The sequence below is a fragment of the Sorangium sp. So ce327 genome (assembly GCF_051530205.1).
Taxonomy (GTDB): domain Bacteria; phylum Myxococcota_A; class Polyangia; order Polyangiales; family Polyangiaceae; genus Sorangium; species Sorangium cellulosum_B.
This window is the reverse complement of sequence record NZ_CP150330.1, coordinates 12,131,740-12,149,543: the sequence shown is the minus strand read 5'-3', so window position 1 is coordinate 12,149,543 and position 17,804 is coordinate 12,131,740. Positions and strand designations below refer to the sequence as shown.

Sequence of the window (17,804 nt, the reverse complement as noted above, 5' to 3'; positions counted from 1 at the left end):
CCCTCGCGGCGCCGGCCTGGCAGGGCGTATCGGGCTGAGATGCGGATCATGACCGATCCCCTCACTTTGTTCGCATTATTAGCGAGAAATTAAACAGGGAGGCGGGGAGACGGGGAGATTGATGAATCATACTCCCCGCCTCCCCGCCTCCCTGTGAATTCTCCCGAGATTCGAGGGGATGCCCCAGATGCGGATCCACATCGTCACCAACATCGACAACGGCAAGGGGCTCGAGCGCGACTACCGTCTTCTCGGCAGCCTCCTGGAGAGCTGGGGTCACCGGGTCACCGGGGTTCACTTCCAGCGTCCCGAAGGCGTGGGGGGCGCCGATCTCGTCATCTTCCTCGAGGTCTACGAGCCGCGCCTCGCCGAGGGCGCGCCGCGCCGCTGGCTGATCCCGAACGCCGAGTGGTGGCGGCCGGAGGCCCGGTCCGCGCTCGACGATTTCGAGCTCGTCCTGTGCAAGACCCGGGACGCGCTGTCGCACTTCGCCCCGCTCACGCCGCGGACCCGCCACGTCGGCTTCTTCTCGGAGGACCGCTGGGACCCGGCCGTGCCTCGAGCGCGGCGCTTCCTGCACGTCCCCGGCGGCTCCGACGCGAAGGGCACGGACTCCGTGCTTCTGGCCTGGGAGCGCCACCGCATCCCGTATCCGCTGACGGTCGTGTCCTCGCTCGGCTGGCCGCTCAGGCCGCGGAACGTCGAGTTCGCGGGGCGCGTCGACGAGCGGCGGCTTCGCTTCTATCAGAACGCGTCTCGATTCCACCTCTGTCCGTCTCGGTACGAGGGCTGGGGCCACGCGCTCCATGAGGGCCTGTCGGTCGGCGCCGCCGTCCTCGTGCCCGACACCGAGGCGATGAGCGAGATCGACGGCTGTGCGCTGCGCATGCCGGCCGCGGCGCACGGCGCGCAGGGCCTCGTGCGCACCCACGCGGTGGCGCCGGAGGACGTGCGCGATGCGGTCGAGCGCTGCATGGCGTTCACCGAGGCGGATCTCCGGCGCATCCAGGAAGCGGCGCGGGACGCGTACCTGAGCGAGCGCGAGCGGTGCCTCGCGAGCTTGTGGGAGGTGCTCGGCGAGCGGCCGGCGCTGAGGGGCGGATCCGCGGCGGTTGCGGGCAGAAGCGGCGCGTCCGCGGGCGACGCGGCCGTCGGAGGCGGCGCCGCGGGCGATGCGGCCGGCGCGCCCGGCCCGGCTGCGGAGGCTCGCGCGACGAGCGCCGCTCCGCCGCGCATCGCCCTGGTGATCCCGTGCCAGGCGTCGACCGCGCCCCTCCTGCGGCGCGCCGTGCTCGCGCTGCGCGCGCAGACCGCCGCCCCGTCGTCCTTCGAGGTCGTGGTGGTGTGCGACGGCGGCGACCCGGGCGGCGCCATCCGCGCCGCGGCGGAGCCGGGCTCTCACCCCTTCCGGGTCGAGATCGTCGACAGCCCGCGCCCGCGCGGGCAGTTCCCGCACTGCAGCCATGCCAGGAACGCGGGCTTCCGTGCCGCCCGGGCGCCGTTGATCTGGTTTCTGGACGCCGATGTCCTGCTCCCGCCCGAGGCGGTCGAGCATGCGCTCTCGGAGCACGACGCGGCGCTCGCGCGCGGCGTGCCGGCCGTGTTCACGCCGGCGCTGGCCCGCGTCGCATTGCCGCCGGCCGCGTGGATCGAGCGCTCGGCCGCCTGGGCGGCCTCGGGTGCGGTCGAGGGGCTCGCCTCGCTCCTCTCGGCCACGCCGCTCGACCGCGGCGTGCCCGGCGCCGACGGCGATCGGCCCCGCCCCGGCGCCCCGGGCTCCGAGCCGCTGTGCGATGTGCGCGACGGGCTGCCCATCGTCTGGCGAGGCCTCGTCGATGCGCTCGGCGGCTTCGACGAGTGGTTCATCGGCGGCGGCGCCGAGAAGGGAGCCTTCGTCGATCGGCTGGAGGGCGTGCGCCGCGCGGACCTCATCGAGATGCGCCTGCTCACGAGCGTTCGCGCCCTGCGCCAGCCGCAGAAGGCCGCCACGGAGGCGTTTCATGTCCACGTCCATCGAGGGCGGGAAGAGCGCGAGCGCCGCGCCCGGGAGATCGGGCATGGCGCTCGGTGGTGGCGGGCGCGGCTCGCCGCGATCCGGGCGGCGCTCTCGCCGGCCGTCATGGCGGCTGCCCCGGACGCGGCAGCGGCGGAGCGCCTGCCGGACTGCTCGCCCGACGCGATCGAGGCGCGCGCGCGGCTCGTGCGCGGCGTGAGGGCGGTCGCCGCCCCCGCCTTGCGCGGCCTGTACGGCGGCGTCGTCGTGGCCGGCGAGGCGGCCGAGCTGCTCGCGCGCGACGTGGCGCAGGTGTGCGGCCTGGCGGCCCGCGTTGCGACCGTCGCCGGGCTCGCCGCGCTGCCGGCGAACCGCGCCTGCGGTGTCATCCTCAGCGGTGTCCTCGCCGGCGCGACGGACGAAGAGAGGGCGCGCGTGCTGGACCAGGCCCGCCGCATCGTGAAGGCGACGGGGCCGCTGCTCATCGCGGAGATCGCGGGCGGCTCGGTGGAGCGCGGCGCAGGGACGGCGGGCGGCGACGCGGCGCTGGCGGCCGCCGAGGTGCAGGTGCGCGTCGAGCGCGTCGGCGTGTGAGCCTCCCCGCGCTGCCTTGGCACAATCCGCGCATCTTGCGTAGATTGTCCCATCCATGGACCCTCGCCTGCCCAGCGTCGCTCTCGACGAGATCGTCCTCTTCACGAGGGTAGTTCAGGGAGGCAGCTTCACGGCGGCGGCGACCGCCGTCGGGATGCCGAAGTCGACCGTGAGCCGGAAGATCTCCGATCTCGAGTCGCGCGTCGGCGCGCGGCTGCTCCAGCGGACCACGCGGACCTTGAGCCTCACGGACGTCGGTCGCGTCTACTACGAGCACTGCGTTCGCATCGTCGCCGCGCTCGAGGAGGCGGAGCTCGCGGTCTCGCAGCTCCAGTCGACGCCCCGGGGGCTCATGCGGGTGACGGCCCCGCTCGCGTTCTCCGTCCTCGGGCCGATCTTCGCCGAATACCTGCGTCTCTTCCCCGATGTCCAGGTCGACCTGGTTTGCACCGACCGCAAGGTCGACGTCGTCGAGGAGCGCTTCGACCTCGCGCTGCGGGCCGGCACCACGCCGGACACGAGCCTCGTCGCCCGGCGTCTCGGAGCCGTGCGGCGCCGTCTGGTCGCTGCGCCCGAGGTCAAAAAGGCGCTCGGCGAGCCGAACGACATTGCCGAGCTCGCGGACCACCCGTGCATCGTGTTCGCACCGGAGGGAAGCTCCTGGGAGCTCAGGTCGGGGCCCAAGATCGCCGAGATCACGGTTCACCCGCGGCTCGTCGTCAACGACTACGAGATGCTTCGCTCGGTCGCTCGCGCCGGTTTCGGCGTCGCCCTCTTGCCAGAGTACCTGTGCGCGGAAGACCTCGCCGCGGGGCGGCTCATGCCGGTGCTCCCGTCCTGGTCGGCGCCCGAGGTGCCCGTGTTCGCGCTCTATCCGAGCACACGGCACCTCTCGCCGAAGGTGGTAGCGTTCCTCGACCTGCTCCGCGAGCGCCTCGTGCTGTCCACCACGCCGAGCGTGGCCGCCCGCATGTGACAGAATTGTTCCATATTTCGGAACAGTTCTTCCAGCTATTGCGCATTGTTCTACGGACTCGGCATGTCTATTCCTCCTGGTGTCAGGAGAACGCAACCATGACGACCACGAATACGATGCAGACGCGGACGAACGCCACCCGAGCAGCGCGGTCCGAGCTCCGAACGATCGAGGGAATCTACCGGGCCCCTGGCCTGCACTGGGTGGGCGACGGCTTCCGGGTCGCGGGGTTCTTCTCGGCGATTCCGGAGGCCGCGCAAAAGCTGAACCCGTTTCTGCTGCTGGATTATCACCCGACGTACGAGTACGCGCCGACGGCGAGGCCGCGGGGCGTCGGCGTGCACCCCCACCGAGGCTTCGAGACGGTCACGCTCGCCTGGCAAGGCAGCGTCGCGCACCACGACAGCGCGGGCGGCGGCGGCGTGATCGGTCCGGGCGACGTGCAATGGATGACGGCGGCGTCCGGGGTCCTTCACAAGGAGTACCACGAAGAGAGCTACGCGCGCCGCGGCGGTCCGTTCCAGATGGCGCAGCTCTGGGTGAATCTGCCGAAGGCGCACAAGATGTCGCCGCCTCGGTATCAGAGCATCGCCAGCGATCGGATGGGCATCGTGACGCTCCCCGAGAACGCGGGCTCCGTGCGGGTCGTCGCAGGCGAATACCAGGGCGTGAAGGGCCCCGCGCAGACCTTCACGAAGATCGAACTCTTCGACGTCCGCTTGAACGCGCGAGGCAGGGTCGAGCTCGCCTTCCCGGCGCGCCATAACCTGGGCCTGCTCGTCATGAAAGGCGACATTGCGGTCAATGGAGCGCATGCCGCGGCGCACGACCTCGCGGTGTTCGAGAACGCCGGCGAGCGCTTGCTCATCGAGGCCGGATCGGAGGCCCACCTGCTCGTCCTGAGCGGCGAGCCCATCGACGAGCCCATCGTCCAGTACGGCCCGTTCGTCATGAACAGCGCGCAAGAGATCCAGCAGGCGTTCGCCGACTTCGCGAGCGGCAAGTTCGGCCACCTGGACGACTGAACGACGTCCCTGCTCGGGCGTCGAGCCACACAGACGCATCACCCACGACGAGAGAAAGAGAAGAGGAGACAGCCCATGACCAAGCCGTACGTTCGACTCGACAAGAACAACGCCGCCGTGTTGCTGGTCGATCATCAGGCGGGACTTTTGTCGCTCGTGCGCGACATCCAGCCGGACACGTTCAAGAACAATGTGCTCGCGCTCTCCGATCTCGCGAGGTACTTCAAGCTGCCGACGATCCTCACGACCAGCTTCGAGTCCGGCCCCAATGGCCCGCTCATGCCGGAGCTGAAGGAGCAGTTCCCGGACGCGCCGTACATCGCGCGCCCCGGCAACATCAACGCGTGGGACAACGAGGACTTCGTCAAAGCCGTCAAGGCCACGGGCAAGCAGCAGCTCATCATCGCGGGCGTCGTGACCGAGGTCTGCGTGGCCTTCCCCGCGCTGTCGGCGATCGAGGAGGGTTTTCAGGTCTTCGTCGTCACGGACGCGTCCGGGACCTTCAACGAGATCACCCGGCACTCCGCCTGGGATCGCATGTCGCAAGCCGGCGCGCAGCTCATGACGTGGTTCGGCGTCGCCTGCGAGCTGCACCGCGACTGGCGCAACGACGTCGAGGGACTGGCGACGCTGTTCTCGAACCACATCCCCGACTACCGCAACCTCATCACCAGCTACAACGCGCTGACGAAGAAGTGACGGCGGATCACAGGGCAGCCGCGCGTGTCTCCTCGACGTGACGCAGGCAAGCTTCCCGACCTGCGCGCGCCATGGCTTCGGGCATTCGAAGGAGCTCGGTCCTCGCCTCGATGGGCATGCAATAGGTGGTCGCCGTCCACAGCTTGGGATCATCGACGCCACGGAGCGGCTCGAGATCGGTCCACACGCGTACGGCCGCATCGTCGGACGCGCTGACGATGCGCTTGCCATCAGCGCTGAACGCCACGGAGTTGATCGCAGAATTGGCGCCGCGAAGGATGAGGGGCTCGCCTGCTCCGTCGGCGTTCCACACCCGAATGGTCTGGTCCTGCGCCCCGGTGACGATGCGCTTGCCATCGGGGCTGAACGCCGCCGCCATGATCCAGTGTTTGTGACCACGGAGGACCAAGGGCTCGCCTGTTCCGTCGGCGTTCCACACCCGCGCTGTCTTGTCCCATGAGCCGGTGACGATTCGCTTGCCATCGGAGCTGAACGCCACCGAGTACACCCGATCCTCGTGACCACGAAGGACCAAGGGCTCACCTGTTCCATCGGCGTTCCATACCCGCGCCGTCTTGTCCTGCGACCCGGTGACGACGCGCTTGCCATCGGGGCTGAACGCCACCGAGTAGATCCGATCCTCGTGACCACGAAGGACCAGGGGCTCGCCCGTTCCATCGGCGTTCCACACCCGCGCCGTCTTGTCCTGCGACCCGGTGACGACGCGCTCGCCATCGGGGCTGAACGCCGCAGAATAAACCCAACCCTCGTGACCGCGAAGAACCAGGGGCTCGCCCGTTCCATCGGCGTTCCACACCCGCGCGGTCGCGTCGTCCGACGCGGCGACAATGCGCGTGCCGTCAGGGCTGAACGCCGCAGAATAGACCCCACCTTGATGAGCACGAAGAACCAGGGGCTCGCCCGAGCCGTCGGCGTTCCACACGCGCATGGTCTTGTCCTCGGACGCGGAGACGATGCGCTTGCCGTCAGGGCTGAACGCCACCCCCCAGACCAGCGCCCTGTGGCCACGAAGGACCAGGGGATCGTCCGAGCCGTCGGTGTTCCACACCCGCGCCGTCTTGTCCTGCGACCCGGTGACAACGCGCTTGCCGTCACCATCGAACACCGCCGAAACGACGCAATCCTCGTGGCCGCCAAGGATGATCGGATCGCCGGAGCCGTCGGAGTTCCAGACCCGAGCGGTCTTGTCCCATGACCCGGTGACGATGCGCTTGCCGTCGGGGCTGAACGCCACCGACTGGACCCAATTCTCGTGACCGCGAAGGACCAGCGGCTCGCCAGAGCCGTCAGCGTTCCACACACGCGCCGTCTTGTCCCATGACCCGGTGACGACGCGCTTGCCATCGGGGCTGAACGCAGCCGAATAGACCCGATCCTCGTGACCGCGAAGGACCAGCGGCTCGCCAGAGCCGTCAGCGTTCCACACACGCACGGTCCTGTCCTGCGAGCCGGTGACGATGCGCTTGCCATCGGGGCTGAACGCGGCCGAATAGACCCAACCCTCGTGACCGCGAAGGACCAGCGGCTCGCCAGAGCCGTCAGCGTTCCACACACGCGCCGTCTTGTCCCATGACCCGGTGACGATGCGCTTGCCATCGGGGCTGAACGCGGCCGAATAGACCCGATCCTCGTGACCGCGAAGGACCAGCGGCTCGCCCGAGCCGTCGGCGTTCCACACACGGGCAGTCCTGTCCTGCGAGCCGGTGGCGATACGCGTGCCATCAGGGCTGAACGCGGCCGACAGGACCGGATCTTCGTGACCGCGAAGGACCAGCGGCTCGCCCGAACCGTCGGCGTTCCACACACGCACGTTCCTGTCATAAGACCCCGTGACGATGCGCCGGCCGTCGGGGCTGAAGCCCGCGAACAGGACCGCATCTGCATGGATGAGCACCACGCGAGCGATCCGGCTGTGTAACGCCCAGTGTGCGAGCACGGCCCACTCTCGCGGCATGTCGGGCGGCTCGAGCTCGCGCACGATCGCGAGCACGCTCGTGGGATCGGCCTGCAGCTCACGTGCTGTGGCCATCCGGGTGGCGTTGCGCGCCTGGAGCGCCTCGGCCCGCGCACGCTCCGCTTCCTGATCGGCGCGCGTGGCCTGCTGCTCGGCGCGAACGGCCAGGTACGAGATCATGACCGCGATCGCGGCGAGCGCCGTGAGCGCGCCCGTCGCGAGCCGCCAGCGCAGGCGGCGCGCGCCCTCGCAGAGCGCCACGACGGCCAGGAGATATCGCTCTTCCCGCTTGCCGATCCCGATGCGCCAGTCGGCGCCCTGCGCAGCGCGGCGCCGCTCGTACCACGCTCGGGCGTCCTCCGCCGCACGACCACGCCAGAGAAGCCCCTCCGCTTGCCCGCTCGTCTCCCACTGATCGGCCGCGGCCCGCAACCGGGCCAGCATCCGTGCGTCTTGCTGGCTATCGGCGAGCCACTGCCCGAGCTTCCCCCATCGGTCGATCAAGGATTCGTGGACCAGCTCCACGGTCGTGCCCTCGCGCTCCCCGCCGGTCTCGATGAGCAGGAGCCGCGCGTCGGCCAGGTGCTGGACCACCGCCGCGATCGCCTTGGAGGCATTGCCTTCGCTGTCCTGCACGAGCTCGCAGAGCTCGTCGAGGCTCACCAGCGCGCGCGTGCGCTCGGGCGTGACCAGGCGCAAGAACACCGCCCGAGCCAGCCGCTGCTCGCGCACCGGCAGCGCCGAGAACACCGCATCCGCATGGGCGGACAGGGCACCAGGCACGCCACCGAGCTGATGGTAGCTCTCCTGCGTCAGAAGCCGGCGCCCGTGATCCCGCGCTTCCCACAGCTTCGTGGCTGCAAACTGCAAGAGCGGCAAAGGGCTCGGCGTGCTCTCCAGCGAGCGGAGCATGTCCTCGACCATCTCCACCTTCTCGAAGCGATACCCGGCGGCCTCGAGCGGCCGCGTCAAGGCGTCACGCAGCCCCTCGCGCCCCATCGGTGGAAGGAACCAGAGCCCGCGGGTCAAGTCCTTGATGAACTGGCGGTCCTCGGCCATGCGATCGAGGAAGTCCGAGCGGATCGCGAGCAGGACGCGCACGGGCGACGAGGCATCGTCGGCGGCGCCTTCCAGACAGGCGACGAACGCGGCCCGGTCCTCGGGCGCGGCGCCGAGCGTGTAGAGCTCCTCGAATTGATCGACGAAGAGCAGGACGCGATGCTCCCGCCCCTCGCGGCGACAGCGCGCGCGCAGCGCCGCGCCCAGATAGCCTGGCTGGCTGCACATCGTGACGGAAAGCCGATCGTGATCGAGCTCGGGCTCGTCCGTGGCGCTCGCCGTGTCGGCGGCCTGTACGAGCACGTCGGTGAGCGCGGACAGCGGGCGGCGGCCTGGCCGCAAGATGAACGCTTCCCAGCTGTCCCCGGAGCGCTTCAAGGCAGGAATCACGCCCGCGCGCACGAATGACGATTTGCCAGCGCCGGAGGGCCCGGCGACAGCCAAGAGCTGCTGATGGCCCAGGCGCGCCATCATCGCCGTGATATCGCGATCGCGGCCGAAGAAGCGCGCGGCGTCCGCCTCCTGGAAGGCGAACAGGCCGGCGAACGGGCTCTCGTTCTCACCGAGCGCGAGCGCCCTTCGGCTCGGCAGGAGCGCCTCCAGCTCGGCGAGCAGCTCCTTTGCCGAGCCGATCCGCTCGCTCCTGCGCTTCTTCAAGCAATGGTCGATCAGCGCGCCCATCTCCGGGTGGCTCTCTCTCACGGTGGGCATGGGAACATCGAAGTCCACGATGCCCGCGAGCTGCGCGAGCGAAAATGGGTCCAGCGGGTGCTTTCCCGTGAGGAGCTCGTGCAGGATGATGCCCACGGCCCAGAGGTCGGTGCGATGATCGACGTCCTTACCCAGGAGCTGCTCGGGTGACATGTACTGAGGCGTACCGAGGATCGAGGTCTTCCGCGGCTGACGTACGCGTCGGGTCAGCGCCGCCTGCTCCTCTGTGATCATCGCCACGGCCCTGGGCTCGATCTGCTTGGCGATGCCGAAATCCAGCACCTTGATGCATCCGGTGTCGTCCAGGAGGATGTTCTCGGGCTTGAGATCGCGGTGCACGATCCCGAGCTCGTGCGCACAGACCAGCGCGCGAACAACAGGAATCGTGAGCTCGGCCACGCCAGCAGGCGGCATTGGAGCGAGAGACGTGTGGACGCCGGACAGATCGGGCGCGCCGGGGTGCCGGCGTTGCTTCATCCACTCGCGCAGGGTGGGTCCATTGACGTACTCCAGCACGAGGTAGGGATATCCCAGGATCTCATCCACCTCGTGGATGACCACGATGCCCTCGTGCCGGCAGCGCGCCGTGGCCCGCGCCTCGGCGAGAAATCGCTTGATCCCGCCCCCGCTGAGCTTGAGAAGTAGCTTGATCGCGACCAGGCGGCCGAGCCTGGTGTCGCGAGCGAGGAACACGACGCCCATGCCACCCTGCCCCAGCTTGCGGATGATTTCATAATGCTTGATCCTGCTGCCGACGGCCACGGGCGCCGCATCCACGATGGACTCCACCGTCGCCTCCGTGGCCTTCAGGGGACCGGTCGAGGCGCCAAGCGCTGGATCGTCGGGCATCGGGTCGACGAGCGCGGTGCGGGTAACCAGGAAGGTGTGCGCTGGATCTTCGATGGAAAATTCAGCCGAGATCGAGCGCCCCTCTTGCTGCGGCTCCGGAGGCCCGACGCCTGGATTGCCCTGCTGCTGGACGCCTCGGCCCTCCTCTCCCCTCGCCCCCGCGCCGCTCGGCGCGCCTGAGTCGATCAGGTCTTCCCTGCGCAGCCCGTCCACTTCGCAGGTGTCGAGCTCGCGCAAGAGCCCGTCGGCCGTGACCTCTCGCCTTGCCACGTCCTCGACCGTCGCGCGCCTCAGGATCCCGCCGAGCGGGTGGTCGAGCAATGCATCGGGAAACCGCGCCAGCTCGCGGCCGTCCCGCAGAACAATCCCTGTACCTGACGAGCCGCCGGGGGTGCTGCGCCGGCCGGTAAGACACTCGAGGAACACGATGCCCCAGGCGTACAGGTCCGAGCGCCCCGTCGGCGGGGAACCTCGGAGTTGCTCTGGAGCCGCGTAATCCTGCCAGCCCCGGAGCTCCTCGCTGCTCCGGGCGAGCGCGCTGTCATTGGCCGCGCGCGCGCTCGCTGCGACCGCCCCGAAGCCGAAGTCGAGCACGAGCGCGTCACCCGGCGCCCCCGCGGACACCATCATCACGTGGGGCGGCCGAAGATCCCCGTGAACGATGCCCTGCCTGTGCGCGCAGTCGAGCGCGCCGAGGACCCGGAGCATCAGCCGCCGCGCCTCCGGGGGATCGAGCGCGCCTCGCTCCGATAACAGCTCGGCCAGGCTCCGCCCGGGCACAAACTCGAAGACGGCGTACAGGTGCCCTTCGTCCGCCCGCCCGAAGTCGATGGGCCGAGCGATGCTGGGATGCTGGAGGCGCGCGCAGACGTGCATCTCCCGCAAGAAGCGCGTGCCGTAGCGACGCGCCATGTCGGCGGAGCCTCCGTACGGGACCAGGCGAACGAGCTTGAGGACGATCGGCCGCCCGCCGTCGATCTGCCGCCCTTTGTACGTCACGACGAGGCTGGTCTCCCGGAGCAAAGCAACGAGCTCGTAGCGGTCCTGCAACACGGTCCTAGGAGCGAGAAGTTCCCGGTTCATTCGAGCCTCTCCGGTCGCTGTCGTCGCGCGCCAGCGTCGGGCCAACGTCCGCATCACCCGAGCCACGCGGCGATCCGAACGGCCGAGCCCGCTGAATGAGCTCGATGAGGTGGCCGGCCCGATGCCCGGGCGCTCAGGTTCTGCGCCGTCCATGGGGTAATCCCGGCCCACCGTCCAACGTCGAGGCGCCGCCCGTGAACCGGGCTGCCACGAGCGCCGCGCACGGCCCGCGCGCGGCGTCCCGCCTTGGCCGACGAGCTTGGGCGCTGGCGAGCAGAGCGGGTGCATGTGCGGTGCGGGCTCAGGCTCTCGCCTTCACCTTCGTGAGACCGCTCGCATCCCGATTCCACGGAAGCTGGCGGGTGCCCGGCAGCCCAGCGTGACAGGCGGCGCGGCGCGCTCCGGCATCGAACGTCGCGGCGGACCGCTGGGCGAGGACAGTCGGCACGGACTTTGATCGGGTCCTCCACGCGGCCTGCCACGCCGCGAGCACACCTCCACGGCGTTCGCGCGATTCGCGTGAATGCGAAGTAAAGCCAATGACGAGAATCATGAAACACGACACGCACCGCTACCTTCCGCGCTTGACCGCGGCGTCAGTCGCCGTGTCGAGCGTCATGGCCGTGCCTCCGGCGAGCGTCAGCGCAGACGAACCCGTCCATGTCTCCTCCGCTGCAGCAGGCCGGATCGCAGACATGGCGGATGCGCCGACATCCGAGCTGCCCTCGTGGCTGACGCCTGGAGAGTGCGCATTCGGGGAATGCGCAAAGCCAGCGGGCAAGCTCGCGAGGGATCGGCAGGAGAGCGCCTTCGACGGCTCTTTCGCCGCCCTGCTCGCACGACTGGAGAAGAGCTGAATCTGGAGCCCACCGACACAAGGGAATTCGGTTTGTGCCGGGGCGTGAAGACGGCTCACCTCGAGCCCTCGGAGCACGTCGCGCCATCATGGAACGCCCGCCCGATCGCTTCGTCCAGTTCGTCGTGAAGACCTCCAAGCTCTGCAACCTGCGGTGCAGGTACTGCTACGAGATGGAGGAGCTCGGGAACAAGGAGTCGATGCGCCTCGAGCAACTGCGACAGGTTTACCGCCACATCCGCGATTACTACACGACGATCGATGGGCGAGATGGGAGACGCACGGACGTCCGGTTCATCTGGCATGGCGGAGAGCCGCTGCTGATCGATCCGGCCTTCTACTGGAGCACGCTCTCTGATCAGGAGGCCGTGCTCGGCGATGTGCTGGGCAGGACGAACATCGTCCAGACCAACCTCACGGTGCTCGACGACGCGCGGCTTCGCCTCCTGCGAGACGGCTTCGACAGCGTAGGCGTCTCCATCGACGTGTTCGGGGGGCTTCGCGTGAACATCGCTGGCCGCGATCAGCAGGACCGCGTCCTGGAGCACATGGACGTACTCCGCCGTGAGGGGATCGCGTTCAGCTGCATCACGGTGCTCTCGAGGCGCAACGTGAAGCATGTAGACACGATCTGCCGCTTCTTCGAGCAATCCCGTATTCCCTTTCGGCTACTCCCGATGTTCGACGGCGCCACTGCAGAGCAGAATGCCAGCTTCGACCTCGACACCGGTGACATCCTGGCAGCCCTCTGCGCTGTCGCAGACCGCTGGCTGCAGAGCGACGGACACCTCCAGGTGGAGCCTGTGGACGAGGCCATCCGGGTGGTTGTCGACCACCTCGCTGGCGCACCGCCGAGGTACTTCGACAAGCGCGCCTGGACTCCCACGATCCTGGTGAATACGGATGGGGAGTGTTACAGCCTCGGCGACCCCTATGGGGATCCCGCCTTCAGCCTCGGCAACCTCTTCACGACCCCGCTCACGGCCATCATGGCCGGGGAGCGCATGGAGCGATCCTGCCGCGCCGCCGAGGAGCGGATGGATCTCAATTGCTCCCGGTGCAAGTACTTCGGAAGCTGCAGCGGGTATCCGATCGCCGAGGATCGCTCCAGCGGTCGCGAGATCCGTCAGGATGGCATCCAGGTCTGTGTCGTGGTGCGCGGGCTCCACGAGCACATCGAGCGGCGACTCCGGGAGGCCGCGATGGTCGGCGCGCACGGTCGGCTGCATCTCCCCGTTCAGACGGTGGCGAGACCAGTCGCCGCCGTCTGAACGGGGAGATGCAGCCGCTTTCGCGAAGGAGGAGCTCGCCCCACACCAGCCCCACCCGAGGTCCCCGTGACGGACGTCGTGATCGTCCGCGTCGCCTCGACGCGGAGCGCGTTCCTGCTCGACGCGGCCCGGACGGGCGTCTATCCCTACCGCCATGGAACGCTCGCCGCGCGTGCTCCGGTGTGGACTCGCCCTGATCAGCTCGCTCGCCCTCGCCTGTGTGTCGGGTTGTGGGAGGGATGCCGAGCGCACCTCGCCGGAGCACACGCCCGGCGCTGCTCAGGGAGGAAAGGCCATGTCGCTCTACGACTTCACCATGAAGACCATCGACGGACAGGACCGCTCCCTCGGTGACTACCGAGGCAAGGTGCTGCTCGTGGTGAACACCGCATCGGAGTGCGGCTATACGCCGCAGTACGCGGGGCTCGAGGAGCTCCATGACCGGCTCAAGGATCGCGGCTTCGCCGTCCTCGGCTTCCCGTCGAACGATTTCGGCGCGCAGGAGCCGGGGACCGACGCCGAGATCGCCGCCTTCTGCTCCACGAAGTTCGGCGTCAGCTTTCCGATGTTCTCGAAGATCCCGGTCAAGGGGGGCGGCAAGCACCCCCTCTATGCCTTCCTCACGCAAGCCGCGCCTGCCGGTGAGGTGAAGTGGAACTTCACCAAGTTCCTGATCGGCAAGGACGGGTCGGTGATCGCGCGGTTCGAGTCGTCCGTGGCGCCGGACGACCCGAAGCTCACGCAGGCGATCGACAAGGCGCTCGGCGGCTGAGCAAGGCGGCGCCCGAGCCACCGGTCAGGCGAGGCGGCCGTCAATTGCAGTCGAGGCACCTCCACTCGACCTGTCCAGACGCCGAGACCCCGAACCGCTGAGCGGTGTATTTCTCGATATCGATCAGGTACCCCGACGGCTGCGCGTTCCGCGTGCAGCACCCGCTGCAATCGGAGTCGGAGCACATGTCATACACCTTGACGTCGATCTCCTTGCCATTCTTTCGAAGGCGCAGGGTCTTGAGCTTGTACCTCTCGAAATCCTTCGAGTGCACCGCGGCGATGTTGTTCTCTTTGACCCAGCTCTCCGGCTGCTTTCCGTCGAGCGCCGCGAACTGACCGGCCCACGTGCACCCGTTGTACTCGATGCACTCCTCGCTGCCGGGGTCGGGGTAAGACTCGAACTCCGTCAGGCTGGCCGTCTGCCACACAACGCCCGAGCCCCCGCTGCCGCCGCCACCCGTGGTGCCGCCGCCGCCCGTCGCGCTGCCGCCGCCCGTGCCCGTCGTGCTGGCGCCGCCCGTCGTGCTGCCGCCGCTCGTACCCGCGGTGCTGGCGCCGCCCGTGCCTGTCGTGATGGCGCCGCCCGTCGTGCTGGCGCCGCCCGTGCCCGTCGTGCTGCCGCCGCCCGTCGTGCTGCCGCCGCTGGAGCAGCTGGTGTCGCGGAGCTCGACTCGGGACGGGGTGAACGAGGACACCGAGTCGGTGGAAAAATTGAGCGTGAATGACCCGCCGCGGGCGATGGACACGTTCGATGTCCTCGAATAGGTGCATCGGGAGCCGGCTTGTGTGTGGGTCCAGCCCGGCTCGTGATGATCGCACGTGACACCGCCCGGCACGTCGAAGGCGACAGTCGGCCTCTTCAGCGCGCTCGCGCCCGTGTTCTTGATCTTGATCGTCCCCCAGTACTCCGGGGCTCCTTCGTACGCGTTCGTCGTGACCGCATACGAACAGGCTGCAAGATTCTGGTCCTGCTCGCCCATGTCTTCGGCCGTGGGGCCCGTGTCGGCCGAGCACGCTGCGAAGCAGAAGGCTGCTCCCGCAGACGCGGACGCGAACGCAAGCTGAGCCGCCCGCAGACCTCGGATTCGATTGATGCGCATACGGCGATCCTTTCCTGCGTGCATCGGCGACAGGCCATGATGTAATGACATGTCCTCCCCCTCAGCGCCGGACACGTGAGATGGGTAGCACTGCCGCGCTGGGCTGTCGAGACGAGGAGGCCGGGATTTGGAGCCAGGCGCCGCGTGAGCCCCTGGATACCCGCGAATGTGACCTTCGCTCATCATCCTCGTCGCGTCGTCACGTGAAGGGGATCAACCCACGTGCTCTGCCATGCAGCCTGCGACGGTTGCATCGGACCGCTCAACAGATCTGCCGGTGTTTATTTTATGTGGTCTCGCTGCACTCACATCGTGAGCTCATCGCCGGTTCGCCCCCAACCCCTGGGACGCGCTCGGGATTCAGGGCTGAAGGTGCAGCCTTGCGGTGACGGGAAGTGATCCGACGGATAGAGGCCGTCGCACAGTCGCCACGGAGTTTTCCTGCTCTTGCCGCCGACATTCACCGTCACTAACGTCTCGACTTCGCCAGCACACTCTCGCGCTCGGCCATGCCGAGCGACGAACGAAACCAGGGGGCCCGGCAATGATCGAATCACCACGCCTGCAGATGATCGATGGTCGCCACATTCCGCAGCTCGGGCTCGGGGTGTATCAATCGGCGCCCGGCGGAGAGACCGAGCGCGCCGTCCTCGAAGCGCTGCGCCTCGGCTATCGCCACGTCGACACCGCCCAGTACTATGGCAACGAGGCGGACGTCGGCAGCGCGTTGCGCAAGAGCGGCCTCGGGCGCGACGCGGCGTTCATCACGACGAAGATCGCGAATTTCAACCAGGGGCGTGACACGACGCTGCGCTCGCTCGAGCGGTCACTCGAGGAAGCCGCGCTCGACGCCTACGATCTCGTGTTGATTCACTTTCCCGTGACCGGCAAGCGCAGCGACACCTGGCGCGCGCTCGTCGACGCGCAGAAGCAAGGCCTCGCGAAATCGATCGGCGTCAGCAACTACACCGTGCGGCACCTCGAGGAGCTCCTCGGCGAGAGCGCGGTGGTGCCGGCGATCAACCAGGTCGAGCTCAGCCCGTTCCTCGGGCAGGCCGAGCTGCGCGCGTTCTGCGCGAAGCACCGGATCCTCGTGCAGGCGTACAGCCCGCTCACGCAGGGCGTGAAGCTCGGGCACAAAGACATCGTCTCCGCGGCGACAAAGGCCGGGCGCACACCAGCGCAAGTGATGCTGCGCTGGGCCGTGCAGCACGGCTTGATCGTTCTGCCGAAGTCGGTCACGCCAGCGCGTATCGCCGAGAACGGCGCGATCTTCGACTTCGCGCTCGACGCCGACACGATGCGCACGCTCGACGGGCTCGATGTCGGCTTCCGCGTGAGCTGGGACCCGACGGACGTCCCCTGATCCACACCGTCAGCGCCTGCTCACGAGTACGCGAAGGTGTAGCCAGGCTTGGACCGATTGTGGCGGAGGATCAGGGCCTCCAGGCACTCGCCGTCTCCCGTGTTCGCATCCGGCGCATGAAGATCGCCTGGGAGTGAGTCGACGTGGTAGCATTGACGGCATGATGAGTGTGCGTCGGTGCTGGGTCGCGACTTTCGCATTCTTGTTGGGCTGCGCGGGAAAGGGCGCGACCAACGCCCAGCAGGCTCCGCCACCCTCACCCGTCGCGGCGGCATCGGCAACGTCAGCCGCGCCGCCCGGAGCGAGTACAACTTCAGGTCCCCACACCCCCGGACCCAAGCTGATTCCGATCCCCGGCGGGAGCCTCGAGATGGGTTCGAATGATCCGAAGAGCGACTCCAACCAGCGCCCGGCGCACCGCGTCGAGGTGAGCCCTTTCGAGATGGACGTGACCGAAGTCACGGTCGCTGACTTTCGCGCGTGCGCCGAGGCAGGCGCGTGCAAAGCCACCTCGACCATCGAAACGTTGGGAGGCCTCTCCGTCGATGCGCGCAGGGCATACGAGCCCTCGTGCAACGCTGGTCAGGCTGGGCGGGACATCCACCCGATGAACTGCGTCGACTGGACTCAAGCGAGCGCCTACTGCAGGTGGGCGGGCAAGCGTTTGCCCACGGAAGAGGAGTGGGAATTTGCCGCGCGTGGTACCGAGGGACGCCTGTATCCCTGGGGCGACGCCGCGCCGGACGAGGCGCTGGTCAATGCCTGCGACCCCTCGTGTGTGAACCTCATGGTGTCGCGCGGCCAGGCCTGGCGCAGCGAATTCACGAGGGACGATGGTTTCCCGGAAACTGCGCCCGTCGGCTCTTTCCCTGCCGGCCGGAGCCCCTTCGGCCTCTTTGACATGGCGGGCAACGTGAGCGAGTGGACTTCGAGCGAGTACTGCTCCTACATGGACGGAAGGTGCAGCGCTGAACGCAGGGCGATCCGCGGGCATAGCTGGTTGGACGACTACCCACGGTGGTTTAGCGGCACGGCTCGGACAGCGGCGGTGCCCTCGTTTCGTCACAGCAATCTGGGCTTCCGCTGCGCGCGTTGAACCAGCGAATCAAGCCGCCGAGGGCGCCTCGCCACCCTGCAGGCCGTGACGCTGGGTGGCCGCGCCGCATGGCGATGAACCTGATCGGTCCACCGGCCGTGGGGGTGGGGTATTCCCGGCCAGGAGTCCAGGCAGATTTGGAGGGAGCCGGCGGGCGGATCGTGGATGGCCTCGACCCCGTGGACCAATCCGGCGCGCTGCCGTGGGTCGAAGCCGATGATGACGTTCGCATTCTTCACGCGCGCCGCTCTATTTGTCGTCGCGTCCTCAATTCTGACAGCGTGCGCCGCCGCGTCGCCACCGGAGCCGGAGCCACCGGGCTATCCGTACTGCACGGCTCAGGAGCACGAGGCCGCCGTTTGTGACCAGCTTCGTCG

At 68.4% G+C, this 17,804-nt stretch carries 10 protein-coding genes; 8 read left to right on the top strand and 2 right to left on the bottom strand.

Translation table 11 applies throughout. The annotated features are described in order from the left end of the window. Positions 1–178: 178 nt before the first annotated feature. The 4 genes from WME95_RS45530 (at position 179) to ycaC (ending at position 5,287) form a co-directional block, all read left to right on the top strand. Positions 179–2,587 (top strand): glycosyltransferase, encoded by a 2,409-nt coding sequence (locus WME95_RS45530; RefSeq protein WP_437905453.1) that lies wholly within the window; start codon positions 179–181, stop codon positions 2,585–2,587. 55 nt (positions 2,588–2,642) lie between these two features. Then, on the top strand, positions 2,643–3,563 hold the full coding sequence (locus WME95_RS45525; protein WP_437905452.1) for a LysR family transcriptional regulator: 921 nt from the start codon (positions 2,643–2,645) through the stop codon (positions 3,561–3,563). Positions 3,564–3,661: 98 nt separating this feature from the next. Further along, positions 3,662–4,588 (top strand): pirin family protein, encoded by a 927-nt coding sequence (locus WME95_RS45520; RefSeq protein WP_437905451.1) that lies wholly within the window; start codon positions 3,662–3,664, stop codon positions 4,586–4,588. 75 nt (positions 4,589–4,663) lie between these two features. Beyond that, positions 4,664–5,287, top strand: coding sequence for an isochorismate family cysteine hydrolase YcaC (ycaC, locus tag WME95_RS45515; protein WP_437905450.1), 624 nt, complete (start codon positions 4,664–4,666; stop codon positions 5,285–5,287). 7 nt (positions 5,288–5,294) lie between these two features. Here the strand turns inward: ycaC and WME95_RS45510 are convergent, their stop codons facing one another. Then, positions 5,295–10,964, bottom strand: a complete 5,670-nt coding sequence (locus WME95_RS45510) for an nSTAND1 domain-containing NTPase (protein ID WP_437905449.1) — start codon at positions 10,962–10,964, stop codon at positions 5,295–5,297. 945 nt (positions 10,965–11,909) lie between these two features. Between WME95_RS45510 and WME95_RS45505 the strand changes: the two genes are divergently transcribed. After that, entirely contained in the window at positions 11,910–13,091 is a 1,182-nt protein-coding gene (locus WME95_RS45505; protein ID WP_437905448.1) for a radical SAM protein, read from the top strand. Positions 13,092–13,386: 295 nt separating this feature from the next. After that, on the top strand, positions 13,387–13,863 hold the full coding sequence (locus tag WME95_RS45500; protein WP_437905447.1) for a glutathione peroxidase: 477 nt from the start codon (positions 13,387–13,389) through the stop codon (positions 13,861–13,863). A 40-nt stretch (positions 13,864–13,903) separates the two neighbouring features. Here WME95_RS45500 and WME95_RS45495 read toward each other — a convergent pair whose 3' ends face one another. Then, a complete protein-coding gene (locus WME95_RS45495; RefSeq protein ID WP_437905446.1) occupies positions 13,904–14,965 on the bottom strand; it encodes a hypothetical protein in 1,062 nt (353 codons plus the stop codon). Between the two features lie 544 nt (positions 14,966–15,509). On the opposite strand from WME95_RS45495, the gene WME95_RS45490 reads away from it, so the two are divergent. Continuing rightward, positions 15,510–16,331, top strand: a complete 822-nt coding sequence (locus WME95_RS45490; protein WP_437911095.1) for an aldo/keto reductase — start codon at positions 15,510–15,512, stop codon at positions 16,329–16,331. 160 nt (positions 16,332–16,491) lie between these two features. After that, positions 16,492–17,427 (top strand): formylglycine-generating enzyme family protein, encoded by a 936-nt coding sequence (locus WME95_RS45485; RefSeq protein WP_437905445.1) that lies wholly within the window; start codon positions 16,492–16,494, stop codon positions 17,425–17,427. Positions 17,428–17,804 lie beyond the last annotated feature (377 nt).

Bases quoted from the DNA above. Each gene is read 5' to 3' on its own strand.
- WME95_RS45530 (WP_437905453.1), top strand. From the start codon at position 179: ATGCCCCAGATGCGGATCCACATCGTCACCAACATCGACAACGGCAAG.
- WME95_RS45525 (WP_437905452.1), top strand. From the start codon at position 2,643: ATGGACCCTCGCCTGCCCAGCGTCGCTCTCGACGAGATCGTCCTCTTC.
- WME95_RS45520 (WP_437905451.1), top strand. From the start codon at position 3,662: ATGACGACCACGAATACGATGCAGACGCGGACGAACGCCACCCGAGCA.
- ycaC (WP_437905450.1), top strand. From the start codon at position 4,664: ATGACCAAGCCGTACGTTCGACTCGACAAGAACAACGCCGCCGTGTTG.
- WME95_RS45510 (WP_437905449.1), bottom strand. From the start codon at position 10,964: ATGAACCGGGAACTTCTCGCTCCTAGGACCGTGTTGCAGGACCGCTAC.
- WME95_RS45505 (WP_437905448.1), top strand. From the start codon at position 11,910: ATGGAACGCCCGCCCGATCGCTTCGTCCAGTTCGTCGTGAAGACCTCC.
- WME95_RS45500 (WP_437905447.1), top strand. From the start codon at position 13,387: ATGTCGCTCTACGACTTCACCATGAAGACCATCGACGGACAGGACCGC.
- WME95_RS45495 (WP_437905446.1), bottom strand. From the start codon at position 14,965: ATGCGCATCAATCGAATCCGAGGTCTGCGGGCGGCTCAGCTTGCGTTC.
- WME95_RS45490 (WP_437911095.1), top strand. From the start codon at position 15,510: ATGATCGAATCACCACGCCTGCAGATGATCGATGGTCGCCACATTCCG.
- WME95_RS45485 (WP_437905445.1), top strand. From the start codon at position 16,492: ATGATGAGTGTGCGTCGGTGCTGGGTCGCGACTTTCGCATTCTTGTTG.